16 protein-coding genes, 2 tRNA genes and 3 rRNA genes are annotated in these 25,689 nt (G+C 60.1%); 9 read left to right on the top strand and 12 right to left on the bottom strand.

Features of this window, described 5'->3' with window-relative positions; translation table 11 throughout:
- Nucleotides 1–35: 35 nt before the first annotated feature.
- The 9 genes from B0G71_RS13840 to B0G71_RS13880 all read right to left on the bottom strand — a co-directional run bounded on the left by B0G71_RS13840 (nt 36) and on the right by B0G71_RS13880 (nt 13,548).
- Nucleotides 36–3,611, bottom strand: coding sequence for an error-prone DNA polymerase (locus tag B0G71_RS13840; protein ID WP_116142426.1), 3,576 nt, complete (start codon nt 3,609–3,611; stop codon nt 36–38).
- Between the two features lie 5 nt (nt 3,612–3,616).
- Entirely contained in the window at nt 3,617–5,443 is a 1,827-nt protein-coding gene (locus tag B0G71_RS13845; RefSeq protein ID WP_116142427.1) for a DNA polymerase Y family protein, read from the bottom strand.
- Nucleotides 5,343–6,182 carry a translesion DNA synthesis-associated protein ImuA gene (gene imuA / locus B0G71_RS13850; protein WP_116142428.1) on the bottom strand — a complete coding sequence of 280 codons (840 nt, stop codon included), beginning with the start codon at nt 6,180–6,182 and terminating at the stop codon, nt 5,343–5,345. Before imuA ends, B0G71_RS13845 begins: the two co-directional genes overlap by 101 nt.
- Nucleotides 6,183–6,599: 417 nt before the next feature.
- Nucleotides 6,600–6,713 (bottom strand): 5S ribosomal RNA (rrf, locus tag B0G71_RS13855).
- A gap of 208 nt (nt 6,714–6,921) precedes the next feature.
- Nucleotides 6,922–9,803: ribosomal RNA gene (locus B0G71_RS13860) — 23S ribosomal RNA — on the bottom strand.
- Nucleotides 9,804–10,126: 323 nt separating this feature from the next.
- A tRNA-Ala gene (locus tag B0G71_RS13865) sits at nt 10,127–10,202 on the bottom strand.
- A gap of 53 nt (nt 10,203–10,255) precedes the next feature.
- Nucleotides 10,256–10,332: transfer RNA gene (locus B0G71_RS13870), tRNA-Ile, on the bottom strand.
- A gap of 81 nt (nt 10,333–10,413) precedes the next feature.
- Nucleotides 10,414–11,944: ribosomal RNA gene (locus tag B0G71_RS13875) — 16S ribosomal RNA — on the bottom strand.
- The 16S, 23S and 5S rRNA genes sit together here with 2 tRNA genes alongside, the layout of an rRNA operon.
- A 488-nt stretch (nt 11,945–12,432) precedes the next feature.
- Complete coding sequence (locus tag B0G71_RS13880) at nt 12,433–13,548, bottom strand: AI-2E family transporter (protein WP_116142429.1); 1,116 nt, start codon at nt 13,546–13,548, stop codon at nt 12,433–12,435.
- Between the two features lie 269 nt (nt 13,549–13,817).
- On the opposite strand from B0G71_RS13880, the gene B0G71_RS13885 reads away from it, so the two are divergent.
- The 4 genes from B0G71_RS13885 (at nt 13,818) to B0G71_RS13900 (ending at nt 17,758) form a co-directional block, all read left to right on the top strand.
- Nucleotides 13,818–15,032 (top strand): DUF2863 family protein, encoded by a 1,215-nt coding sequence (locus B0G71_RS13885; RefSeq protein WP_106280423.1) that lies wholly within the window; start codon nt 13,818–13,820, stop codon nt 15,030–15,032.
- 235 nt (nt 15,033–15,267) lie between these two features.
- On the top strand, nt 15,268–16,146 hold the full coding sequence (locus tag B0G71_RS13890) for a response regulator transcription factor (protein WP_116142430.1): 879 nt from the start codon (nt 15,268–15,270) through the stop codon (nt 16,144–16,146).
- Nucleotides 16,147–16,258: 112 nt separating this feature from the next.
- On the top strand, nt 16,259–16,933 hold the full coding sequence (locus B0G71_RS13895) for an energy-coupling factor ABC transporter permease (protein ID WP_116142431.1): 675 nt from the start codon (nt 16,259–16,261) through the stop codon (nt 16,931–16,933).
- 168 nt (nt 16,934–17,101) lie between these two features.
- Nucleotides 17,102–17,758 (top strand): BspC domain-containing protein, encoded by a 657-nt coding sequence (locus B0G71_RS13900; RefSeq protein ID WP_116142432.1) that lies wholly within the window; start codon nt 17,102–17,104, stop codon nt 17,756–17,758.
- A 111-nt stretch (nt 17,759–17,869) separates the two neighbouring features.
- Here B0G71_RS13900 and B0G71_RS13905 read toward each other — a convergent pair whose 3' ends face one another.
- Nucleotides 17,870–19,024, bottom strand: coding sequence for a M14-type cytosolic carboxypeptidase (locus tag B0G71_RS13905; RefSeq protein WP_116142433.1), 1,155 nt, complete (start codon nt 19,022–19,024; stop codon nt 17,870–17,872).
- A 33-nt stretch (nt 19,025–19,057) separates the two neighbouring features.
- A complete protein-coding gene (gene yaaA / locus B0G71_RS13910; RefSeq protein WP_116142434.1) occupies nt 19,058–19,840 on the bottom strand; it encodes a peroxide stress protein YaaA in 783 nt (260 codons plus the stop codon).
- Between the two features lie 57 nt (nt 19,841–19,897).
- Between yaaA and B0G71_RS13915 the strand changes: the two genes are divergently transcribed.
- Nucleotides 19,898–20,395: a putative toxin-antitoxin system toxin component, PIN family gene (locus B0G71_RS13915; RefSeq protein ID WP_116142435.1), complete on the top strand. Its 498-nt coding sequence runs from the start codon at nt 19,898–19,900 to the stop codon at nt 20,393–20,395.
- A 142-nt stretch (nt 20,396–20,537) separates the two neighbouring features.
- The gene (locus B0G71_RS13920) at nt 20,538–21,710 is read left to right on the top strand and encodes a pyridoxal phosphate-dependent aminotransferase (protein WP_106280409.1); all 1,173 of its coding nucleotides are present in this window, start codon (nt 20,538–20,540) and stop codon (nt 21,708–21,710) included.
- A gap of 106 nt (nt 21,711–21,816) precedes the next feature.
- Here the strand turns inward: B0G71_RS13920 and B0G71_RS13925 are convergent, their stop codons facing one another.
- A complete protein-coding gene (locus B0G71_RS13925) occupies nt 21,817–22,464 on the bottom strand; it encodes a glutathione S-transferase family protein (protein WP_116142436.1) in 648 nt (215 codons plus the stop codon).
- Between the two features lie 125 nt (nt 22,465–22,589).
- Here B0G71_RS13925 and B0G71_RS13930 point away from each other — a divergent pair, with 125 nt between their 5' ends.
- Genes B0G71_RS13930 through B0G71_RS13940 form a run of 3 tightly spaced genes read left to right on the top strand, consistent with a single transcriptional unit; the run spans nt 22,590 to nt 25,668 of the window.
- Entirely contained in the window at nt 22,590–24,155 is a 1,566-nt protein-coding gene (locus B0G71_RS13930) for a 3-hydroxyacyl-CoA dehydrogenase (RefSeq protein ID WP_116142437.1), read from the top strand.
- Entirely contained in the window at nt 24,152–24,940 is a 789-nt protein-coding gene (locus B0G71_RS13935) for an oxepin-CoA hydrolase, alternative type (protein WP_116142438.1), read from the top strand. The genes B0G71_RS13930 and B0G71_RS13935 overlap by 4 nt, the downstream gene beginning before the upstream one ends.
- Nucleotides 24,941–24,951: 11 nt before the next feature.
- The gene (locus B0G71_RS13940) at nt 24,952–25,668 is read left to right on the top strand and encodes a histidine phosphatase family protein (RefSeq protein ID WP_116148593.1); all 717 of its coding nucleotides are present in this window, start codon (nt 24,952–24,954) and stop codon (nt 25,666–25,668) included.
- The last annotated feature ends 21 nt before the right edge of the window (nt 25,669–25,689 follow it).

Genomic DNA, 25,689 nt, shown 5'->3' on the forward strand with positions numbered 1-25,689 from the left:
GTCGAGCCGGCGCGCGTGGCCACCGCGAACCGCCCTCAATGAAAATCGCGGCTCGCCGTGGCCAATTCACCCAGCCATTCGCTGTGGTCCTCGAGGCGATGAGCGACGAGATGGATCACCTCGCCCTTGTTTTTCCGTTTCGCCTTAGCCTGATTCGCGCTCATCGGGTTGCCGGCATTGTCTCCACCGGTCGCTACGCCGTCGTCGCGCTGCAAAACACCGTAGACCGCCAGCAACGATGCGCCCAGCAAAACCTTGCGCTGCTTTTCCACCAGCGACGGCCAGACGATCACGTTGATCGAACCGGTCTCGTCTTCGATGGAAACGAACACCGTGCCGTTTGCCGTGCCCGGCCGCTGCCGCACGGTGACAATGCCGCACGCTCGCGCCAGCGTGCCGTGCTGACATGCGGCGAGTTCCGCGGCCGTGCGAAAACGATGCTTTGCAAGGCGTGCACGCAATAGCGCAAGCGGATGTCGATTGAGCGTGAGGCCAATACTCGCGTAGTCGTCGACGATTTCGCGGCTTTCGGCTGCCTGCGGCAATGTCAGCGGCGCTTCGGCGATCGGCGCATCGCGCAGCAGTTTGGGCACCGTGTGCTGCGCCGTCACGGCCCACCATGCCTCGCGCCGATGTCCCGCGATACTGACCAGCGCATTCGCCGCGGCCAGCGCTTCGAGATCACGCCGCGTCAGGGCCGCGCGGCGGCCCAGATCGTCGACATCGGTAAATGGCGCCTCGTTCCGTGCGGCCATGATGCGTTCAGCGGCCGCTTGCGAGAAGCCTTTGATCAGATGCATGCCGATGCGCACAGCGGGGCCGCGCGCGCCATAGGTGTTCGACGGTTGAAACACGCGGGCAGTCAATCGCTGTGCCGCGCGCCGGACCGTCCTGCTCACCGTCAGACGCCGCAGCGAAAGATCGCGCAATTGCTGCGCGGATAGTACGGCCTGCTGACGATGCAAACAGGTTTCGTCCGCTGAGATCCGCTGTCCTTCATGACCACGTCTCTCGAATGTCGATTCCCAATCGCTCAGCGTCACGTCGGGCGGCAATACCTGGACGCCGTGACGCTTCGCGTCCTGGACGAGTTGCGACGGCGAATAAAACCCCAACGGCTGACTGTTCAGCAAACCCGCCAGAAAAGCAGCCGGTTCATAGCGCTTCAACCACGCGCTGAGGTAGACGAGCAGCGCGAAGCTCGCCGCATGGCTCTCCGGAAAACCATATTCGCCGAAGCCTTCGATCTGTTTGCAGATGCGGTCGATGAACTCCTGTTCGTAGCCGCGCTTGAGCATCCGCTCGTTCAAATCCTTCTGATACTTCGCGAGGTTGCCGCTGCGCCGCCATGCGGCCATCGCGCGCCGCAACTGATCGGCCTGCTCACCGGTATATTTCGCCGCAACCATCGCCAGATGCATGACCTGTTCCTGGAAAATCGGCACGCCGAGCGTGCGTTCGAGCACGGGACGCAATTCATCCTTCGCGTAGTCGACCGCCTCGAGCCCCTGCTTGCGGCGCAGATAGGGATGCACCATGCCGCCCTGAATCGGCCCGGGCCGCACGATCGCCACTTCGATTACGAGATCGTAGTACTTGTTGGGCTTCAGACGCGGCAACATGCTTTGCTGCGCCCGCGATTCGATCTGGAATACGCCGATCGTATCGGCATGGCCGCACATTTCGTAGACGGCTCGATCCTCGCGCGGAATATCCTGCACCCTGAACTTCGGAAAGCCGCGCCTCAACGCGACGAATTCCAACGCGCGCCGGATCGCCGACAACATGCCGAGCGCCAGCACGTCGACTTTCAGCAGTTTGAGCGCGTCGATATCGTCCTTGTCCCACTCGATCACGCTGCGGTCTTTCATCGTCGCGTTCTCGATCGGCACGAGTCGCGACAGCTTGTCTTTCGCAATCACAAACCCGCCGACATGTTGCGACAGATGACGCGGAAATGCGCGCAACTCCTTCGTGAGGCGAATCAGATTCTGCGTGATGTGCGAGTTGGCGTCGAAGCCCGCTTCGGCCAGATATTTGGCAACCGCATCCGTGCCGTCCCACCATTGTTGCGACTTGCTGATCCGCTCGATCAAGGACACCTCGAGACCCAGCGCCTTGCCGACGTCTTTCAGCGCACTGCGTGCGTGATACGTAATCAGCGATGCGGTCAGCGCCGCCCGATGACGGCCGTACTTCGTATAAATATATTGAATCACCTCTTCGCGCCGCTGATGCTCGAAATCGACGTCGATATCAGGTGGCTCGTTGCGTGCGCGCGAGATGAAACGCTCGATCAGCATGTTCATGTGCACCGGATCGATTTCCGTGACGTGCAGGCAATAACAAACGATCGAATTCGCCGCTGAACCTCGCCCCTGGCAGAGAATGTTTCTGGAGCGCGCGAAACTCACGATATCGTGCACCGTCAGAAAATACTTTTCGTATTTCAGATCGGCGATCAGCCCCAACTCTTTTTCGATCTGACCGATTCGCTTCAGGTCCATGCCCTTGGGCCAGCGCTCCATCGCGCCGGCCATGACCAGCTTGCGCAGATAACTCGCTGGCGACTCGCCGGCGGGCACCAGTTCCTCGGGATACTCGTACTTGAGTTCGTCGAGAGAGAAACGGCATAGCGCGGCGATACGCAGCGTTTCTTCCAGCGTGTCGCGCGGATACAGTTTGCCAAGCCGCACACGTGTACGCATGTGCCGCTCCGCGTTCGCCTCGAGCGCATGGCCGCATTGCGATAGCGGCGTGACGAGGCCGATGGCGGTCATCGTGTCCTGCAACGGCTTGCGCGATCGGGCATGCATGAGAACGCCGCCTGCCGCGACCAGCGGCAAACCGCTCGCTTTTGAAATCATGCGCAAGGCGTCGATCTGAAGATCGTCGCTGCCCGTTTGCCAGAGTTCGAGCGCGATCCACGCCCGTTGTGCAGCGAACGAGGCGAGCCAATGCGCGCAACGCAGCGTATGCGAGAGCGTCGCCGCGCGCTGCGGCACGAGCATCAGGACGCAATCGGGTAAGGTTTTTAGATGCTCAAGATGGGGGAGTGAATCGGTGAAGTCGGATGGGCTAAGGCGATAGCTGCCCTTGTCCGCTCGTGATCGAGCCAGCGTGATCAGTTCGGAAAGATTGCCGTAACCGTTGCGGTTGGTTGCAAGCGCAACCAGGGTGCAGAAGGGTTCGCCGGTTTCGTCGGTCAGATTGAGTTCGCTGCCGATGATCAGGTGAGGGAGGGGTTTTAGTGCCTCAGTTTCCGCAGCTTCCGTGGGTTCCTGCTGCGACGCTTCGATTTTTGTCGCGTCTTCCGAAGGCGCTTCCGATTGCGCAGCTTTGGCCCTGTCCTCGCGCTCTTTCCGCTGACGGTCCCGCTCCTCTTTGATTTCCTTCAACGCCGTGTGAGCGCGCACGACGCCGGCCAACGAGCATTCGTCGGTAATGGCGAGCGCGCTGTAGCCGCGCGACATCGCCCGTTCGACGAGTTCATAGGGATGCGATGCGCCCCGCAGAAACGAGAAATTAGTCAGACAATGCAATTCCGCATACGCCGGCAACTGAGAGGCGAGTGGCTGTTGCGAGAGGAACGACGGCTGGGTTAGTGGCATGATAATCAGCCGAACAAACCCTGCAGATACCACTCGCCGCTAAGGCGTTCGCGGTATACCCAGAACATGTGGCCCCGGTCGTCGGCCGCGACATAGTAATCGCGCTCCACCCGGTTGCCGTCCCACCATCCCGCTTCGATCCGCTCGGTGCGCGTGAGCATTTTCAATGGCCGACGATAGATCGGCCGCTGGTCGCGCATCATCAGGCGCAGCGGTTTGTCGAGCATCCAGAGCGGTCGAGGCTGCGACGGCAGCGCACTGTCGGGTAGATCAAGCGAAGTTTGGGTACTGGCCGGTTGCGCGCCGGATTGGTGATGTCTTTTTGCGTTGGCGGTTTCGTTGGGCTGTTGGACTGCTTGTGTCGCTTGTGTCGCTTGTGTCGCTTGTGTCGCTTGTGTCGCTTGTGTTGCTTGTGCCACTCGCGCAAGCGCATCTCCGTCCGCGTCCCCTTCCTCCGCCGATGCGGCGTGCTGCAATGCATCGGTCAACCAGGCGTTGTCTGCTTTAATTTTTGTCCGGGCTTTCGCCGGCGAACGCTTCTTGCGCGAAAACGCTCGCGCCTCGTAGGCTTCGACGCGCATTGTCCGCTCGGGACGATGATCGTCCTGCACCGACATCTGCAGCACATTCTCCGGTCCCAATCGCGCGCTCAGGCGTTCGAGCAGACGCGCAATCGAATCACCATCGGATTCGGGCATGGGAAACAAAGTATCCGACTGGCCGGCATATTCGCCGATTTGATCCGCTACCAGCTTCAATTCGATAACCGGTGCCGCCAGCACGGTCTGATTCAATTTTTCCCGCAGCAACCAGATCAGATGCTCGGCATCGCGTGACGGTATGGCCCACGCGACCTTCAGGCTTGATGTCTTCGGTGCATGACGCGACGCCAATTCATGCTCGAGCAGCAACGTATAGCCGCTGAGCGCCGCATGATGCGCGCTCAGCCAGCCGGCCAACTGCACGATCAGTCGACGCGCGGCGAACAGCAACGCATCCGCGTTATCGACCCGGGAGGGCAACTCCAGTTGCGCATGAAACGACGCCGGCGCACGAAACGATTCGCGTGGATCCGGGCGCGTGCCGTACGCCTGTGCCAGCAAATCAAGAATGCCGCCGCCGAAACGTCGCACGACACCGGAGCGTGGCAATTGACGCAAATCGGCCAGCGTCGCGCAGCCGACATGCGCAAACGCCTCGCGATGCGTTTGCGTGACCGGCAGCAGCGATACGGATAAGCCATCGAGGACACGCGCGAGTGAGGTCTCCTTGACCACGTGCCAACGATTCTTCTGCCGAGCGGCGCGGGCCTGCGCCAATAGCCACGCGCCCCAGGCAGTCGGCGCACAGGCGATGCGTGCCGTATAGCCGAATTCCGCCACCGTGGCAGACATCCGCGACAACAACGCGCGCAAGCCGCCAAACAACCTCAAACCGGAGCCGACTTCCAGCAACAGGGTGTGCGCGTCGGCAAGCGACACTTTGGGTGTGTACGTCAGCAAGGCAAGCGCTATGGCTTCGAATGCCTGAGTTTCGCGGGCGAGATCGGCAGCAAGCAGTTCAAGCCCCGGCGCCAACGCCAAGGCGTACGAACGCGAATGCCCCGCGTGCACGCCGGCACGCAGTGCGTCGAGATCCGGCATCAGGATGTGCGCGTGGTCGGCTAGCGCGTAACAACGCTCTTCGACGATGTTGTCGGCATCGTGAAGTTGGCTTGTCTCGTCGCTCGATTCACGCCGATTCGGCTTCGCGAGCGAACCATCCGGGAGCGGCGCGAGAGACTTCACCGCTTCCAGCGACAAGAGTGGCAATGTGACTGCGATCCACAGCATGTTTGATCTCTGGCCCTTGATGGCCACCGACTCCGTTTTCCGGCAACAAGACGCTTTGTAAAGGTAAAACGAGACGAAGAGGCTCGGCTAGCGGCGGCCCGCGACGCTTGAAGATGTCGATCGACAAACCAATCTCCTGCAGCCATTGACGACGGTTGATCGTCTGCGCATTGGCCGGCAGCAGCGGCTCGCAGATCATTCGCAATGGCGCCGGGGAAGATTGCGTGGCGGCCTCGACAGGCCGAATCAAAAATGCCAGCGATGCCGATTCTTGAGCCGCCACTTGCAGACGCCTGACTTTGTCGGCACGAGCATTCGGCAGCCAAACCAGGACCGCGCCGATGCCGTCCTGCTTCAAGGCCTGAGCGGCGGCCCACAAGGCCTGGTCTTCACTCGAGCGGACCCATAAGACTCGCTCGACATCGACACCCCAAGCTCTCAATGCGGCGGCGCACGGCTGATACGGAGGCGCCACGAGCATGACATGCCGCTTGGCGTGTTTCGTCAGATGACACAGTGCATGGGCTAGCAGACGTACTTCACCCACTCCACCATGCTCGATCAACAACTCCGTCAGACCGCCTGCTGACCAGCCTTGTCCCGGCAACACCCGATCCAGCGCGGCATAGCCGCTGGAAATCACACGCGAATCTGCCTCGGCAAGTTCATTGCCCTGCCATACCTGACGCCGTAATTGAGACGTCAGGGCGGTCGTCGCAAGCTGAATCGCTGCTGCCATAGACACGCTCTTGAATTAGGGAATGCTCCGCCCTGCCCGGCATCGAGCAAGCAGAGGTGACGAGTTTTCACTGTATATTTATACAGTATTTTGGGATGAATGTTAAGACGGAGGGATGCTGGCAAGTTGGCGCGGGGAGAGGCGCTGGCAACCGACTGCGATCGTCGGCTAGCCTCCATCCGTCAAGACGGGTTTGCCGACGCCTTACCTCGCAATCGACGAATCCTGCGGCGTGAAGATGTGGATGCCGGACGGGCGTATCTGGAACTGACGGGTTACGCGGATGCGCGGCGGATGGGGCGGGAGTGAAGGCGGGTTCTGCGGTGGGGTTATGCGGCGGGTTTTTCCGCGTATGGCGGCGGGCTAAACGCAGAAACCCCACCTTTGCGGGGTGGGGTTTCTGTTTGCTGCTGGGGAGCCTGACGATTACCTACTTTCACACGGGTAATCCGCACTATCATCGGCGTGGAGTCGTTTCACGGTCCTGTTCGGGATGGGAAGGGGTGGGACCGACTCGCTATGGTCATCAGGCATGACTTGTTGCTGCACTGCTTGTGGAGCAATACAGCCAATCGGGAAGAAGTAGTTTCTGGTGATGCTCACCAGGGGTAAAGCTGTTGGGGTTGTGTTGTTTCTGGCACAACACGATCACTTAACCTGAGTGGCCTTGCCCCCTTCGGGGGTGGGATGCCCGTCCAGTGCTGAAGCACTGACGATCATCGCGAAACACACCTGTTATAGGATCAAGCCTTACGGGCAATTAGTATCAGTTAGCTTAACGCATTACTGCGCTTCCACACCTGACCTATCAACGTCCTGGTCTTGAACGACCCTTCAAGGGGCTCGAAGCCCCGGGGATATCTCATCTTAAGGCGAGTTTCCCGCTTAGATGCTTTCAGCGGTTATCTCTTCCGAACATAGCTACCCGGCGATGCCACTGGCGTGACAACCGGTACACCAGAGGTTCGTCCACTCCGGTCCTCTCGTACTAGGAGCAGCCCCCTTCAAATATCCAGCGCCCACGGCAGATAGGGACCAAACTGTCTCACGACGTTTTAAACCCAGCTCACGTACCTCTTTAAATGGCGAACAGCCATACCCTTGGGACCGGCTACAGCCCCAGGATGAGATGAGCCGACATCGAGGTGCCAAACACCGCCGTCGATATGAACTCTTGGGCGGTATCAGCCTGTTATCCCCAGAGTACCTTTTATCCGTTGAGCGATGGCCCTTCCATACAGAACCACCGGATCACTATGACCTGCTTTCGCACCTGCTCGACTTGTCGGTCTCGCAGTTAAGCACGCTTATGCCATTGCACTATCAGCACGATTTCCGACCGTACCTAGCGTACCTTCGTACTCCTCCGTTACACTTTGGGAGGAGACCGCCCCAGTCAAACTGCCTACCATGCACTGTCCCCGATCCGGATTACGGACCAAGGTTAGAACCTCAAACAAACCAGGGTGGTATTTCAAGGGCGGCTCCACGCAGACTGGCGTCCACGCTTCAAAGCCTCCCACCTATCCTACACAGACCGGTTCAAAGTCCAATGCAAAGCTACAGTAAAGGTTCATGGGGTCTTTCCGTCTAGCCGCGGGGAGATTGCATCATCACAAACACTTCAACTTCGCTGAGTCTCGGGAGGAGACAGTGTGGCCATCGTTACGCCATTCGTGCAGGTCGGAACTTACCCGACAAGGAATTTCGCTACCTTAGGACCGTTATAGTTACGGCCGCCGTTTACCGGGACTTCAATCAAGAGCTTGCACCCCATCATTTAATCTTCCGGCACCGGGCAGGCGTCACACCCTATACGTCCACTTTCGTGTTTGCAGAGTGCTGTGTTTTTATTAAACAGTCGCAGCCACCAGTTTATTGCAACCCCTTCACCCTCTGCGCGCAGGCGCATCAGGCTACAGGGGCGTACCTTATCCCGAAGTTACGGTACCAATTTGCCGAGTTCCTTCTCCCGAGTTCTCTCAAGCGCCTTAGAATACTCATCTCGCCCACCTGTGTCGGTTTGCGGTACGGTCTTGTTAAACTGAAGCTTAGAGGCTTTTCTTGGAACCACTTCCGATTGCTTCTTCACCGAAGTGAATGGCCTCGCACCCTTGAATCCTGCGCCCGGATTTGCCAAAGCGCCTTCTCCAATGCAAGGACCGGGACTTCCAACACCCGGACAACCTTCCGCGATCCGTCCCCCCATCGCATTTAACAATGGTGCAGGAATATTAACCTGCTTCCCATCAGCTACGCATTTCTGCCTCGCCTTAGGGGCCGACTCACCCTACGCCGATGAACGTTGCGTAGGAAACCTTGGGCTTACGGCGAGGGGGCTTTTCACCCCCTTTATCGCTACTCATGTCAGCATTCGCACTTCCGATACCTCCAGCACACTTTCCAGTGCACCTTCGCAGGCTTACGGAACGCTCTCCTACCATGCACATAAATGTGCATCCGCAGCTTCGGTATATTGCTTAGCCCCGTTACATCTTCCGCGCAGGACGACTCGATCAGTGAGCTATTACGCTTTCTTTAAAGGATGGCTGCTTCTAAGCCAACCTCCTGACTGTTTTAGCCTTCCCACTTCGTTTCCCACTTAGCAATATTTGGGGACCTTAGCTGGCGGTCTGGGTTGTTTCCCTCTTGACACCGGACGTTAGCACCCGATGTCTGTCTCCCGTGATTGCACTCTTCGGTATTCGGAGTTTGCTATGGCGTAGTAATCCGCAATGGACCCCACAACCATGACAGTGCTCTACCCCCGAAGGTGATACACGAGGCACTACCTAAATAGTTTTCGGAGAGAACCAGCTATTTCCAGGTTTGTTTAGCCTTTCACCCCTATCCACAGCTCATCCCCTAACTTTTCAACGTTAGTGGGTTCGGACCTCCAGTACGTGTTACCGCACCTTCATCCTGGCCATGGATAGATCACCTGGTTTCGGGTCTACACCCAGCGACTGAATCGCCCTGTTCGGACTCGCTTTCGCTACGCCTGCCCTAATCGGTTAAGCTTGCCACTGAATGTAAGTCGCTGACCCATTATACAAAAGGTACGCCGTCACCCCTTCGCAGAGGCTCCGACTGTTTGTATGCATGCGGTTTCAGGATCTGTTTCACTCCCCTCCCGGGGTTCTTTTCGCCTTTCCCTCACGGTACTGGTTCACTATCGGTCGATCACGAGTATTTAGCCTTGGAGGATGGTCCCCCCATCTTCAGACAGGATTTCACGTGTCCCGCCCTACTTGTCGTACACCTAGTTCTTCCTCGCTGTTTTCGTCTACAGGGCTATCACCTGCTATGGCGGCACTTTCCAGAGCCTTCGACTAACAATGAAGATAAAGAGTACAGGCTGGTCCCATTTCGCTCGCCACTACTCTGGGAATCTCGGTTGATTTCTTTTCCTGCGGTTACTTAGATGTTTCAGTTCACCGCGTTCGCTTCACGTAGCCTATGTATTCAGCTACGGATGACCCATACGGGCCGGGTTTCCCCATTCGGATATCGGTGGATCAAAGCTCGTTTGCCAGCTCCCCACCGCTTTTCGCAGGCTACCGCGTCCTTCATCGCCTGTGATCGCCAAGGCATCCACCACATGCACTTGTTCGCTTGACCCTATAACGGGTGTGTCTCCTGCATGATCCACGGGGAATCACACGCTCGCCACCCTCGCTACAGGTTGAGTATTCGTGTTGCGCCGTATTCCAAAAGCGATCTTTCGATCTCTCTTTTCATACATTGATACAATCACAACCCTGATTCACCTACTCAACCACCCATCTCTAAGTGATCTTTCGTGAATCTCTTTACTACTTCTTCCTGATTGTTAAAGAACGACAGCCGATATAAAGCTCTGCTTCATATCACTCTGACTGGCTCAATCGCCAATGCACAACGCTCTGCCTTTTACTGCCCGCAGAACGCTACGCATTGAGGATTGGTGGAGGATGACGGGATCGAACCGACGACCCCCTGCTTGCAAAGCAGGTGCTCTCCCAGCTGAGCTAATCCCCCAGTCATACAGCTACCCCAGAGGTTTCAGACGATCAGCACACCAGACAAGACTTTGGTGGGTCTGGATGGATTCGAACCATCGACCCCCGCCTTATCAAGACGGTGCTCTAACCGACTGAGCTACAGACCCCTGAGTCTGTCCTGATTTCACAGCCGATAAGCGTGAGCGCTCAACGCATTGCTTTTACACAACTGACGCGTTTAGCTCGAGAAAGGAGGTGATCCAGCCGCACCTTCCGATACGGCTACCTTGTTACGACTTCACCCCAGTCATGAATCCTACCGTGGTGACCGTCCTCCTTGCGGTTAGACTAGCCACTTCTGGTAAAACCCACTCCCATGGTGTGACGGGCGGTGTGTACAAGACCCGGGAACGTATTCACCGCGGCATGCTGATCCGCGATTACTAGCGATTCCAGCTTCACGCACTCGAGTTGCAGAGTGCGATCCGGACTACGATCGGTTTTCTGGGATTGGCTCCCCCTCGCGGGTTGGCGACCCTCTGTTCCGACCATTGTATGACGTGTGAAGCCCTACCCATAAGGGCCATGAGGACTTGACGTCATCCCCACCTTCCTCCGGTTTGTCACCGGCAGTCTCCCTAGAGTGCTCTTGCGTAGCAACTAGGGACAAGGGTTGCGCTCGTTGCGGGACTTAACCCAACATCTCACGACACGAGCTGACGACAGCCATGCAGCACCTGTGTTATGGCTCCCTTTCGGGCACTCCCACCTCTCAGCAGGATTCCATACATGTCAAGGGTAGGTAAGGTTTTTCGCGTTGCATCGAATTAATCCACATCATCCACCGCTTGTGCGGGTCCCCGTCAATTCCTTTGAGTTTTAATCTTGCGACCGTACTCCCCAGGCGGTCAACTTCACGCGTTAGCTACGTTACCAAGTCAATGAAGACCCGACAACTAGTTGACATCGTTTAGGGCGTGGACTACCAGGGTATCTAATCCTGTTTGCTCCCCACGCTTTCGTGCATGAGCGTCAGTATTGGCCCAGGGGGCTGCCTTCGCCATCGGTATTCCTCCACATCTCTACGCATTTCACTGCTACACGTGGAATTCTACCCCCCTCTGCCATACTCTAGCCCGCCAGTCACAAATGCAGTTCCCAGGTTAAGCCCGGGGATTTCACATCTGTCTTAGCGGACCGCCTGCGCACGCTTTACGCCCAGTAATTCCGATTAACGCTTGCACCCTACGTATTACCGCGGCTGCTGGCACGTAGTTAGCCGGTGCTTATTCTTCCGGTACCGTCATCCCCCCAGGGTATTAACCCAGAGGTTTTCTTTCCGGACAAAAGTGCTTTACAACCCGAAGGCCTTCTTCACACACGCGGCATTGCTGGATCAGGCTTGCGCCCATTGTCCAAAATTCCCCACTGCTGCCTCCCGTAGGAGTCTGGGCCGTGTCTCAGTCCCAGTGTGGCTGGTCGTCCTCTCAGACCAGCTACAGATCGTCGCCTTGGTAGGCCTTTACCCCACCAACTAGCTAATCTGCCATCGGCCGCCCCTGTAGCGCGAGGTCCTAAGATCCCCCGCTTTCATCCACAGATCGTATGCGGTATTAATCCGGCTTTCGCCGGGCTATCCCCCACTACAGGACACGTTCCGATGTATTACTCACCCGTTCGCCACTCGCCACCAGGATTGCTCCCGTGCTGCCGTTCGACTTGCATGTGTAAGGCATGCCGCCAGCGTTCAATCTGAGCCAGGATCAAACTCTTCAGTTCAAACCTGTTACTGTTTTTCGGTTCAGTTAAGAACCGGTCGCTCACTCAACGTACTGACGAATGATCTCTCCATCTTTCAATGGAAAAACCTTCCTTTCATTACTGTGTGAGACTTGATACTTTCGCTTCTTCCGGCAGATCCCGAAGGACCCGCCGGCGCGTCGCGCATCAAGCGCCCACACTTATCGGCTGTTAATTTTTAAAGATCGATTACGCATTCACTACCGAACCCGCACCGCCAGTCGTCAACATCACAACCACCCGGCACCACTTCGTTCTGCGTCGCTGCATCAGCAGCAGAGAAACGAGATTATGAAGAATTTCCGCTACGCCGTCAACAGGTTTTTCTAACTTTCTGAACCTGCCCGCTTCGCCGAAAGCCTTGCCACTGCTGGCTCTCCCGCCTCCCGCGCTCCGTTGTCCGAAGCACGAAAGAGCGAGATTCTAGCGAGCCGGACTCCGCCTTGCAAGCGTTATCTGGAATTTATTCAGGGCGCCTTTTTTACGGCGCCTGACTCATCGACAACGAGCGCCTTTACGTCGGGCGTCGAGGCGCGCGCAGCGGGCGCGCCGATCGTCCAGTCGTGAAGCACGGTATACGCGACCGCCAGCAAAGTCGGTCCGATGAAAACCCCAAGGAATCCAAAAGCAAATGCACCGCCCAAGATACCTAGCATCACCAGAATCAGAGGCATGTCGCTATTCTTGCCGATCAGGATCGGCTTGATGACATTGTCGGACATGCCGACGGCCAGCACGCCCCACACCACCAAAAAGATCGCCCACCCAGTCGCGCCGCCGTGGTACAGCCAGATTGCCGCGGGCAACCAGACGACAACCGGGCCGCCCGGTATCACCGACAGGAAGAATGTGGCCAACCCGAGCAACGCCGGCGCCGGCACACCGGCGATCCAGCATCCAAAACCAGCCAGAATACCTTGCACGAGCGCCGTACCGAGAATTCCGTAGACAACGCCTTTCACCGTGCTGCCGGCGAGTGCCAACAGATAATCGGCGCGCTCGCCGGCAATACGCCGCATGCCCGCAGTCAGCCAGGCGGCCGCGCCCTCCCCCCCTGTGTAGAAAAAGAAAGCCAGCACGATGCTCAACGCCAGCAGCCCGAGACCGTGCGTAATAGCAATCGCGGCCGCCAGAATCCACTTGCCGGCGGGCGCCGCGAGCGTACGCAATTGCGCGATCAGTTCCGAATTGCTACTTGTGAGCCGCTCCCAGAATGCCTCGATGTTAGAACCCACCAGCGGAATCCGGGCAACCCACGGTGGCAAATCCGGCAAGCCGGCCTCGAAGAGCCGCTGCACCAGCGCGACGATCTCGTGCACGTGCGCCCCAAAGGCAAAGCCCGCGTACACAAACGGGCCAAGCACCACAACCAGAATGATCAACACGATCAACGTGGCGGCCCCTTTGCGACGGCCGCCCAGAGCAGCGGTCAGCCGCCGGTACAAGCCCCACGAGCTATAGCTGAGAATCGCGCCCCACAGCAGCGCGGTCGTAAAGGGCGCCAGCACCAGCAGCGAGCCGCCTACCAGAATAATCAGCGCGAAAACCGCGGCAAGACGTTCGATCAGTTGGTCCGATTTCACGATGAATCTCCTGTTGCGCCAAGCTCCAGTGACGAGCGGACGTAGGTTTATCGAGCGCCCTGAAAGGGTCAGTATAGGAGCGAGTCATGCGCCCGGGGCGTCTTATATCATCAGGTCAGTTCGTCATGCAAAGGCCCCTCTAGGTCCGCTCGGCAGCTCTGATTTTTAGTGTAGAAACGTCTTAATTCATCCGGCATTGCCGGCCAAACAATATGGCGGCATAGAAAAGACTAGAATATAAGGTTCTGTGCACCCCAATTTCCGGATTTATGCGCTCGCGAATCGCCAAACGTCTCCCCCCCGATGCCGACAAGCTTGTCGGTCTCTCGCTCGCGCTTTTCGCGTCGGGCAGCCGCACCGAGGACCGCTTCTGGGAAGCGAAACTCGATGCGCTGCTGGCCAAAATCGTTCGCAACGCCAACCAGACTACGCTGGATGCCGCGCTCGACCATCTGCAGCAAAATCATCCCGATGCCTACGGGGCGCTCGCCGATATGGCGGAAACCCATAGCGAGTCGTTCATCGTCGAACATGAAGGCGTGCCTTACGAGGCGCTGCTGATCGCCGCGCCGGTGCTCGCATGGACGCGCTACATGATCCCGTCCGGCCCGCTCAAGGCCGACGCCGCCGACGCCCTGCGCGCACATCTGCAAGCGCACGTGCTCGCGACCAACACGCGGGTCGCCCTTGCGCCGTTCCTGTACAGCATCGATCAATTGCCGCGTCATCATGTCGAAACCTGGCGCATCGCCCAGCAACTCGCGCAGGCAGCCATGGCTGGCGGCAACGTCAAACTGAATTTCGGCGAGTTGCCGGAAACCTCGCCGATACTGGCCGACCCGCGCTTCCTGCTGGCCGTGGTCGCGGCGCCGGTCGGCGAACCGACATTCCGCTGGCAGGAAGAAGAGCACGGCAACCGGATCGAACGCGGGCAGTGCCTTGAACAATGGGCTACGCAAGGCGGCGCCAATCTGTCGCTGGTGTTGCCGGGCTGCGAATTCGAATGCCTGCTGCCGGACGCCTATTACTCGGCCTGCCGCGACGCCGACGAACGCGTGCGTCCTCACACGGTGCGCACTGCCGTGCGCTATCTGTTCGACACGATCGGCGCGGCGCCGCAGGAGTTGCGCGCCGTTGTCGCAGGCTTCGGCGAGCGCCGCATCGACGAATACCGCGTCGGCTTCACGCGCCGCGGCAGCAATGACGTGATCTACGGCGTCGTGTGGCCGCTGTACGGCCGTGAGAACGGCGAACCCGGCATCGACGAAGAACCGCAGGAAACCGCCGCTTCGGACGACCCGCTCGAAGAGATCGTCGCGTTGCTCAAGGAAACCGGGGTGACCGAAGTGCGCCGCCACGCCGGCCGCTTCGAGCCGGAATATTGCGACGATTGCGGCGTACCGCTGTATGCCGATCCGCTCGGCGAAATCGTCCACGCCGAAATGCCGGAGGACGCGGAACCCGCGCAGCCGCACTTCCATTGACCCTCTTCGCCGGCGCATTTTTGCGTGTCGGAGTCGACATTAAAAAGCCCCGCCGCGCGCGGGGCTTTTTTGTGCTCGCCCGGTTTTACGTCATTCCTCTTATGCCTTTTGGACAGGCCGTCAAACAGAAGGGAATTTGTCATCATAGGCATGGCGACGCATCGCGAACGCATCCGGCTCTCACGCGCCGTGCGCACGCATCGCGCCACTTCGCCCGACTCATCTGGAGACATGCATGCGATTCTCGATACTCAACTCAGACGCGGAACGACGTGACGGGCTCAAAGCACTGCTGCGGCAAATCGACCGCCTGGCGCGTTTCAACGAAGCACAAGACTGGCGTCAGGTCGAACGCACGCTCAAGCGTCAGCGGCCCGACCTGCTGCTGGTCGATTGGCAGGACTGGATGTCGATCGCCGATATTCGCCATCTGCTCAGCCATTACCCCGATCTGCGCATTGCCGTGCTGTCCGATCAGATCTCGCCGACCGCCGTGCGAGATCTCATGGACGAAGGCGTGCTCGGCGTCGTGCCGCGCGACACCGATCCTTGCTTGATCGTGCGCGCGTTCGAAATGGTGTTGCTGGGCGGTCACTACGTGCCGCCCGGCGCGCTGGCGCTCGATCCCCCGCTGCCACCGGACATCACCATCCGGCCGTTCGACGAAAAGAGCCCGCCGCCGCGACGCGCCAGACTGGCCAACGTACTGTCGCCCCGTCAGCAGCAGATCATGCGCTGCGTCCATATGGGAAGCACCAACAAGATGATCGCACGCACGCTCGGCATCAGCGAAGGCACAGTCAAGATCCATCTGACCAGCATATTCCAGCAGCTCGGCGCGCCCAATCGCGCGGCCGCGGTCGCGCTCTATAACGGCTGGCTGTCGAACCATTTGCAGGTGCTGCGTAATGGCGGCGACGGCCCGGTGCGCCCGATCATGGGCCAGCCCGGCATGGTGCCGCTACGGCGTCGCGCGCGGCGGCGCTTCCAGTATCCGTTGCCGGCTAACGACACCGCCGCATTGTTGCCCATGGCGGCAGAACCAGGTGCACCGTATGGAGACGCGCCGTGCGTTGGGCCCGCACTGGACCCGCTCGCACCAGGCCCTGGATGAACGCGGCCGGCGCGCGCAATGGAATCCGGGCGAGCACTTTCCGACAGCGTTTGCGCCTGCTGGCATGGAATCCGCTCACACCTTTTCTCGTCCAACGAGTAATATGAGACTCATGGGTTTCCTCTACACACCGCTTCCGTTCTGGGTCGCTGTCGGTGGCTGGATCGCCACTGCGATAGTGGTCGCGCTCGCGCTGTGGAAAAATCCTTTCAAACGACTTCAGGACGGCACACTGCAGCATGTCTGGCTTGCGATCATCGTCGCAGTGTCGGTGCTGTGGGCAAGTAATGCGTGGCTCGACGACGGCACGGTCATGCATCTGCTCGGCGCCACGCTAGTCGTCACGTTGTTCGACTGGGCGTTGGCGCTGATCGCCATGGCGGTGGTCACGGGTCTTGCCGCCGTCGTCTTCGATGCGCCATGGCAGGGCATCGCACTCACGTTCCTCGTGTACGGTGCACTGCCGGTCGGCATTTCCACTTTGCTCCAGCGCATCAGCATCGCGTGGCTGCCACGCAATCTCTTCATGTTCATTCTCGGCCAGGGCTTTGTTTCGCCTGCCATCGCCGTGTCGCTCACGGCGGCCGCCGCCCTCGGCATTCATATCGCACTCGCCGACGGTTCGATGGCCGTGGTGCCCGCCGGCTACGCATTCAGCGTGTTCCTGCTTGCCATCGGGGAATCGTGGTTCACTGGCATGTCCACGGCGTTGATCTCGGTCTACCGTCCGGCGTGGGTCACCACCTATGATGTGCGGAGATACCGACTGGGCGGACCACGCACCTGACACTCGCGCGGGCACCGAACGCATATTGACGGCGAACAGCGACTCGGCTTCGTCGAGCCGCCCGGGTCCACACACTCCCAACAGGAAAATATTTGTGTCAGGATTGAACTCCACCCTCTTGCCGGGCATCTTACGTGCCTCATGTCTCATTAGCGTCTAACTAACTAGATGGATCGCACCAACGTACCGCGCCGATTGCTGCGGCTGGTCGGCCGGTTGGCAACATGTGCGGCGAGTCTCTCGCTCATATGCTCTGCTCCCGCACTCGCCGATCAACTCGAACAGCACAACGATCTCGTCAACAAATTTGTCAATGACCTCCACGCGGACCCGCTCGTTGCGGACTGCGCGGCCCATGGCAACTTTGTCGCCAGCACGTCGACCGCCTTCGACCACGTCGAATTTCCTCCTAGTTCGTTCGACAGCGCGCATGCGTCGGTCACGCCGTGGAACGATTCGTTCGACGAGGGCAAGCAGCGCGTCAAGGTAGACAATATCGTCACCGTCGAAGGGCTCGGCATCCGCCAGAGCGGCAGCGGCGATCCCGCGGATCTCAAGTTCCGCTGCGGCTACGTCGGCGCGCAGATGCTCGCGTTCAGCTGGAACGATCCGGTGCCGCCGGCCCGCGCGCGCAGTTCGGAACCGTCGGGGTCGCATGCATCGTCGGGCAAGCACAAGAGCGCCAAAGGCAAGCACTCGGCGAGCGGCAAGACTACGAAGAAAGCCACCACCAAGTCGTCCAAGCCAAGCTCGGGCAAATCATCGAAAGCAAGCTCGAACAAAGCAGCTTCGAAGAAGGCAGTGGCGAAGAAGAAAACTCATTAACGGGTCACGCTGGCGGCGTCCGCCTGCCAGTGCGCCAAGTGAACCACGCGCCCTAATGAAAAACGAGGCACACACTGTGAAGTGTGTGCCTCGTTTTATGTGCGGCGACGTTCAGGCAAATGTTTCCACGTGCCGCAAGATCGCCTGCAGCATTGCAGCGCCGAGCGCGGCGCTGCGCTCGCCGTTCCAGCCCACTCGTTCGTCGGGCAGATTGGCGTTGTCCTTGAACGGCATCTCCAAAGTCAGCGACAGGCAGCCGAATTCGTTGCCGATATACTTCGACGCCAGCTTCAGTGCGTCCTCGCGATACTTGCTCGCGGCATAGCCATACTTGTCCTGAAAATCAGGGCTCGCCTGCTTGAACGCTTCGATGAACGCCTTCTGCTCCTGCCCTTGCCGCTCCGTGAAACCCGGCAGCATTTCGGAGCCGGCCACGAAAACGTAAGGCAGCGCCTCGTCGCCATGGATATCGAAGAACAGATCGCAACCAGTGGCGTGAATCGCGTCGCGCACCACCAGCACCTCGGGGCTGCGCGCGGCATCCGGCGCCATCCACTCGCGATTCAGATTCGCGCCGGCCGCATTCGTGCGCAGATTGCCGTGCACGCTGCCGTCCGGATTCATGTTCGGCACAATGTAAAAGACCGCGTGATCATAGAGCTTGCGCGCGACCGGGTCGCCCGCCCAATCGCCCCAACCCGCGAGCCGCTTCACGAGACCCTCGATAAACCATTCGGCCATCGTTTCGCCCGGATGCTGGCGCGCGATCAGCCAGATCTTCTTCTTGGGCGTGTCGCCGGTTTGCGGCGTACCGAGCGTAAGCAGCGACATGGGCCGCCCTTCGACGGTCGTGCCCAACTCGGTGAGCGTGGCCTGCGGCATCTGCTGCACCGCGCCGAGAAACTCCGAGTGGCGCTCTTCGCTGTACGGCTCGAAGTACGCGTAGTAAATACGGTCGAAATCCGGCGTGTGATCGATCGTCAGCACGCGGCCGTCGTACGAGCTAGGCACGCGAAACCAGTTCACGCGGTCATAGCTCGCCACCGCCTGATAGTCGCGCCAGCCTTCGGCAAAGGCACACGCTGCCGCATTCTCGAAAGTCATCACGCAGCGTTGGCCCGCCGCGCCCGACAAGCGGAAATAAAACCATTGCGCGAACTCGGCATGGCTGTCCGGCCGCACGCGCAAGCGGATGTTGCCTGCTTCTTCGCAGGAGAGCACTTCGATCGCACCCGCGTCGAAGTTGCTTGTAATCGATAACGTCATGATGTTCTTCCCTGCTTGTCCGCGCGGCGACGCTTATTCAGCAACGCGACGGCGGAATACGTAAGTGGAATCGTTCGAGGCTTCGGCGTCGAACGCGTAGCCGTCGGCGTCGAAGTCCTTCAGTTGCTCAGGCCGGTCGAGGCGATTCTCCACGGCATAGCGCGCCATCAGGCCGCGCGCGCGCTTTGCATGGAAGCTGATGATCTTGTAGCGGCCGCCCTTCCAGTCTTCGAAAACGGGCGTGATGATCGGCGCTTCAAGCAGCTTCGGCTTGACCGACTTGAAGTATTCGCCCGATGCGCAGTTCACCAGCACTCGCGACGCCACGGCATTCTTCTTCAGTTGCGCATTCAACGCCTGCGTAATCCGCTCGCCCCAGAACGCGTACAGATCCTTGCCGCGCGGGTTGGCGAAACGCGTACCCATCTCGAGCCGGTACGGCTGCAGCAGATCAAGCGGCCGCAGCAAACCGTACAGGCCGGACAGCACGCGCACGTGATTCTGCGCATAGTCCAGATCCGCCGACGACAGCGTCTTCGCATTGAAGCCCTCGTACACGTCGCCGTTGAACGCCAGTACCGCCTGCTTGGCGTTGTGCGTGCCGAACTTGGGCGACCACTCCGCGTAACGCTGGAAATTGAGGTGCGCGAGTTGATCCGAAATGTCCATCAGGGAGGCGATCTGCTGCGGCGACAAACGACGCAATCCGCCAATCAATTCGGCCGCGTCGTCGACAAAATCGGGGATCGTGTGCTTTTTGACGTGAGGCGGGGTTTCGTAGTCGAGCGATTTCGCCGGCGACAGAACGATTATCATAGAGGCTTGCAGGCACGCCGTGCCTGGCGGTCAAAGACGAAAGCCAGATTGTAACGAATGCCCGGTTCCCATGCCTCACCCGACGCTTTGCGCGTCGTCCTCGATTCCAACGTGTGGATCGACATTCTCGTGTTCGACGACCCGCACACGCGGCCGATCGCGGCCGCGCTCGAAAGCGGCGCGCTGATCGCGCTGATCGACGCACGCTGCCTCGCCGAACTTACCTACGTGCTCGACTATCCGCAATTCGTGCATCGGAATGTGGACAAGGCCGTGGCGCTGGCGGTCGTTTCACGGCTCGCGCAGTTGGTCGAACCCGAAGCGCAAGCGGAAGATGCAAGGCCCTTGCCCAAATGCAAAGACCGCGACGACCAGAAGTTTCTCGAGCTTGCGCACGCCGCGCAGGCCGACTGGCTGGTCTCGAAGGATCGCGCCGTGTTGAAGCTGGCCAAGCGGATTGCACGCGACTTCGGGTTTCAGATCGCCCAACCGGCGCCGTTCGTCGCCGCCATCGGCATGTCGCTGAACGCGGCCGGCGAGCCTTTAACCGCATGACCCGCCAGCCGCATGGCCCTGGCCAGACGGCTAACGTGAGTTCCATGGTGCGCACAGCGCGCCGCGATTCCCTACAATCAGGCTTCGCCCGTTTCACCCGACGCCTTTGTCTAACCCTTTTGCCCACGCTCCGGACAGCGCCATGAATGCACCGCACGACACGCCTTCGAGCCCCACGTTTCCGTCTCGGCTGCCGGACGTCGGCACGACGATTTTCACTGTGATGAGCGCGCTCGCCGCCGAAAAAGGCGCGGTCAATCTGGGCCAGGGCTTTCCCGATTTCAACTGCGATCCGCGCATCGTCGATGCGGTCGCGAACGCCATGCGCGACGGCCACAACCAGTATCCGCCCATGGCGGGCGTCGCGCCGCTGCGTCAGGCGATCTCGGACAAGATCGAAAAGCTGTACGGCCGCCGCTACAACGCCACCACCGAGATCACCGTGACAGCGGGCGCGACGCAAGCGTTGCTGACCGCGATTCTCTGCACGGTCCACCCGGGCGACGAGGTGATCGTGGTCGAGCCGACCTACGACAGCTACCTGCCATCCATCGAACTGGCCGGCGGCAAGCCGGTGTTCGTCACGCTCGACGCGCCCGACTACGCGATCCCGTTCGACAAGCTCGCCGCCGCGATCACGCCGAAAACACGGCTCCTGCTGATCAACACGCCGCACAATCCGACCGGCACGGTGTGGCGCGCGGAAGACATGCGCAAGCTCGAAGAGATCGTGCGCGGCACCAACGTGCTGATCCTGTCCGACGAAGTGTATGAGCACATGGTCTACGACGGCGCGCCGCACGAGAGCGTGGCGCGCTATCCCGAACTTGCGCAACGCAGTTTCGTGGTGTCGAGCTTCGGCAAGACGTATCACGTAACGGGCTGGAAGGTTGGCTATGTGGCCGCGCCCGCCGCGCTCACCGCCGAGTTCCGCAAGGTGCACCAGTTCAACGTGTTCACGGTCAACACGCCAATGCAGATCGGCCTCGCCGATTACATGAACGACCCCGCGCCATATCTCGGCCTGCCCGCGTTTTATCAGAAGAAGCGCGACTTCTTCCGCGCCGGCCTCGCGAACTCACGCTTCAAACTGTTGCCGTGCACGGGCACGTACTTTCAGTGCGTCGACTATTCGGCGATCAGCGACTTGCCCGAAGCCGAATTCGCGCAATGGCTGACCGGCGAAATCGGCGTAGCGGCCATTCCGGTCTCGGCCTTCTATCACGAGGCCCATGAATCGGGCGTCGTGCGCTTCTGCTTTGCCAAGCAGGAAAGCACGCTGGCCACCGCACTCGAGCGGCTGGCGCGCCTCTAGCATGTGGCGCGCGATGCTGAGAACGAACCAACGTTCCTCGCCATCGCGCGTAGCGGCCCGGGCGTGCGCGGCACGCCCCGGTTCGCCTGGTTCCGGGCCGCGCCCGTCAAACCGGGCGCGACGCCGCGACATACGCCTTGCGGTCCTCGGTCACACGCTGCGCGGCAGGTCTCACGTTGATCGCTTTCATATAGCTCTTCCAGTCGATCCCAGCGTCGAGCAGAAAATCGCTGCCGTAGATGGTCTGCGTCGCCATGCCCACCAGCGGCAAACTCACATAACCGGCCGTATCCGCGACGCTGAAACGCTCGCCTCTCAGATACGGCCCGAACTTCGCGATCCGTTTGAAGCCGGCAATGTGATGCCTGAGCAGTTTCTCGACACGCCCTTTGGTCGCCTCGGTCACGGTGCCGCCAAAGAATGCTTCCTTGTAGAGATTGCGCACCGTCAGTTCGAGATGCACGTCGACGAACATGATCAGTTCGCGCTCCTTGGCCGCTTCCCATGGGTCGGCGGAGAAAATCGCCTTGTCGGGAAAGCGCGCGGCCAGATACTCGACAATGCATTGCGATTCACTCAGATCACCGTCTTCAGTCTGCAGATAAGGCACTTTGCCGAGCGGCGAATGCTCAAGCATGGCCTCGTCCTGGCTCGGCTTTACGGACACTTCTTCAAAAGGAATGTCGTGTTCGAGCAGCACGAACTTCACTTTGTTGTAGTAGTTAGACAGCGCGAAACCGCACAGCTTGATCATTGGGTGTCTCCTTCCCTTGAGTTGTCTGCGACCGCTCATCGACGTCACAACAGCGGCCTTCGATCAATCATCCAGTAAATTGCACGATCGTGCTATTCTAAAATAACCATGGAGTCGAGTTTCCAATGACCTCTCGCAATTTCAGCATCGAGACTATCGGCATTGTCGGAACCGGAGCAATGGGCCGCGGTATCGCCCAGATCGCCGCACTGGCCGGTCTCAGTGTGCGTCTGTACGACACTAACCCTGCTGCGATCGGCGCCGCGCGCGACTACCTCGCCGAGACTTTCGCCAAATTGACCGCTAAAGGCAAGCTCGATCAGGCCCGCTCGCTTGCGGCGCTCGCGAACGTGAGCGGCGCGCAGAGCATCGGCGAACTGGCCGGCTGCGATCTGGTCGTCGAGGCGATCGTCGAGAAACTCGACGTGAAGCAGGCGCTATTCCGCGAACTCGAGACCGTCGTGAGCGGCCGCTGCGTGTTGGCGTCCAACACGTCTTCGCTGTCCATTACGGCAATTGCCGCCGGCTGCAGTGACCCGTCGCGCGTGGTCGGCTATCACTTCTTCAATCCCGTGCCGTTGATGAAGGTCGTCGAGGTGATCGACGGTCTGCGCAGCGACCCCGCGGCAGGCAATGCGCTGATGGATCTCGCGCGCCGCATGGGTCACACGCCGGTGCGTGCGAAGGATATGCCCGGCTTCATCGTGAATCACGCGGGCCGCGGCATGAATACCGAAGGCTTGCGCGTGGCCGGTGAAGGTGTGGCGAGTTTCGCCGACATCGACCGCATCATGCGCGAGCAGGCCGGCTTTCGCCTCGGCCCATTCGAGTTGCTCGATTTGACGGCGCTGGACGTCTCGCATCCGGTGATGGAGTCGATCTACCATCAGTTCTATGAAGAGCCGCGCTTCACGCCGTCGCCGATTACCGGCACGCGGCTCGCCGGCGGACTGCTCGGCCGCAAGACCGGCGAAGGCTTTTATCGCTACGAAGACGGCAAGCAGCAAGTGGCCGCCGAAGCGCCCATACCGACCGGACTGCCGGCAAGCGTCTGGGTCAGCAAGCGTTATCCGCAAGCCCGCGACGCGGTCGTGCAACTCATCGAGAAAGCCGGCGTGAAGCTCGACGACGGCGCCATGCCCGCAGCGAATTCGCTGATCGTCGTCACACCGTTCGGTCACGATGCGACCACGGCCGCGGTCGATGAAGCGCTGGACGCAACCCGCGTCGTCGCGATCGATGCGCTCTTCCCGCTCGTCGGCGCGCAACGCCGCACGCTGATGACAACGCCCGCCACCGCGCGCAGCGCGCGTGACGCGGCGCACGCGCTCTTTGCCGCCGACGGCGTGCCCGTCACCGTGATCCGCGATTCGACCGGCTTCGTCGCGCAACGCGTGGTGGCGACCATTGTCAACATCGGCTGCGACATCGCACAAAAACAGATCGCCACGCCGGAAGACATCGATCTCGCCGTGACGCTCGGCCTCGGTTACCCGCGCGGCCCGCTAGCCCTCGGCGACGCGCTCGGCTCGACAACGATCCTGGCAATCCTGCGCAACATGTTCAGTGTGCTCGGCGATCCGCGCTATCGTCCGTCGCCATGGCTCGCGCGGCGAGCGCAACTTGGCATGTCGTTGACCCAGCGCGACGCGGCCGACATCGAAACGAAGACTCAGGAGACACAACAATGAGCGCCGAACTGCTGACTTCGCGCCCCACCGAAAGCGAATCGACACTAGTCCTCACGCTCTCGAACCCGGGCGCACGCAACGCGCTACACCCGGACATGTACGCCGCCGGCATCGAGGCGCTCGGCTCGGTGGAACGCGATCCGTCGATTCGCGCCGTCGTGATCACCGGCGCCGACAACTTCTTCTGCGCGGGCGGCAATCTGAACCGCTTGCTGGAGAACCGCGCGAAAGATCCGTCCGTGCAAGCGGAGAGCATCGATCTGCTCGGCGAATGGATCTCGGCGGTGCGTCTTTCGTCGAAGCCTGTGATCGCCGCAGTCGATGGCGCCGCGGCCGGCGCGGGATTCTCGCTCGCGCTGGCCTGCGACCTGATCGTGGCCGCGGACGAAGCCAAATTCGTCATGTCGTATGCACGCGTCGGCCTGACGCCCGACGGCGGCGGGTCGTGGTTTCTCGCTCAAGCCCTGCCGCGTCAATTGGCCACGGAAGTGTTGATCGAAGGCAAACCGATCGGGGCGACACGCCTGCATGAACTCGGTGTCGTCAACAAGCTGGTCAAGACCGGCACCGTGCGCGACGCCGCGGTCGCATGGGCCGACGAGCTCGGCAAGATTTCGCCCAACTCGGTCGCGCGCATCAAGGGGTTGATCGGCGCAGCCGGCACGCAGCCGCTCGCCGATCATCTGGTGGCGGAGCGCGACAGTTTTGTCGCCTCGCTGCATCACCGTGACGGGCTTGAAGGGATTTCCGCGTTCCTCGAGAAACGCGCGCCGGTCTATAAGTGAACGAAGGAACGATGCCCGACTATCAACTGCCCAAGCGCCGCCGCATCTTTTTGATGCGTCACGGCGACGTCACGTACTTCGACGACTCCGGCCGCGCGATCGGTCCCGAAACCGTGCCGCTGAACGCTAACGGCCGCGAGCAGGCCAGCGCGGCGGGCCGCGTGTTCGCGCAACAGCAGGTCCATTTCGACCGGGTGATCGTCAGCGGTTTGCCGCGCACCATCGAAACCGCGCGGCGCGTGTTGGCCGAGACCGGCCAGCAGATCGAACTCGAAATCGAACCCGCCTGGGAAGAGATTCGCGGCGGCAAGCTCAGCAATATTCCGCTGCAAGACATAGAAGCGGCGTTTCTTGGCGTGTTCGACGGTATCGTGCCGGAAAGCACACAGTTTCTTAACGGCGAGACCATCGGCGCGCTGTTCGATCGCGTCTTGCCGGCGGTCGCGGCGCTGCGCGAAGACAGGTCGTGGGACACCGTGCTGCTCGTTCTGCATGGCGGCGTGAACCGGGCAATCCTGTCGCATGCTCTTACGGCCGGCGGCCGCACGTTTTTCGGCCATCTGGCGCAAGCCACCGGCTGCATCAACGCGCTCGACGTGGGCGCCGCGCCGCGTGACTGGGTGCTGCGCACGATCAACTATTCACCGCCGTCGCCGCTGCATCGCGACGTCCGCAACACCACGATGGAAATGCTCTACGCACAATTCATTCAATACAAGCGTAGCTGAACCCCGAACTGGAGGAGACAG

It is taken from the genome of Paraburkholderia sp. BL27I4N3 (assembly GCF_003386115.1).
Lineage (GTDB): Bacteria > Pseudomonadota > Gammaproteobacteria > Burkholderiales > Burkholderiaceae > Paraburkholderia.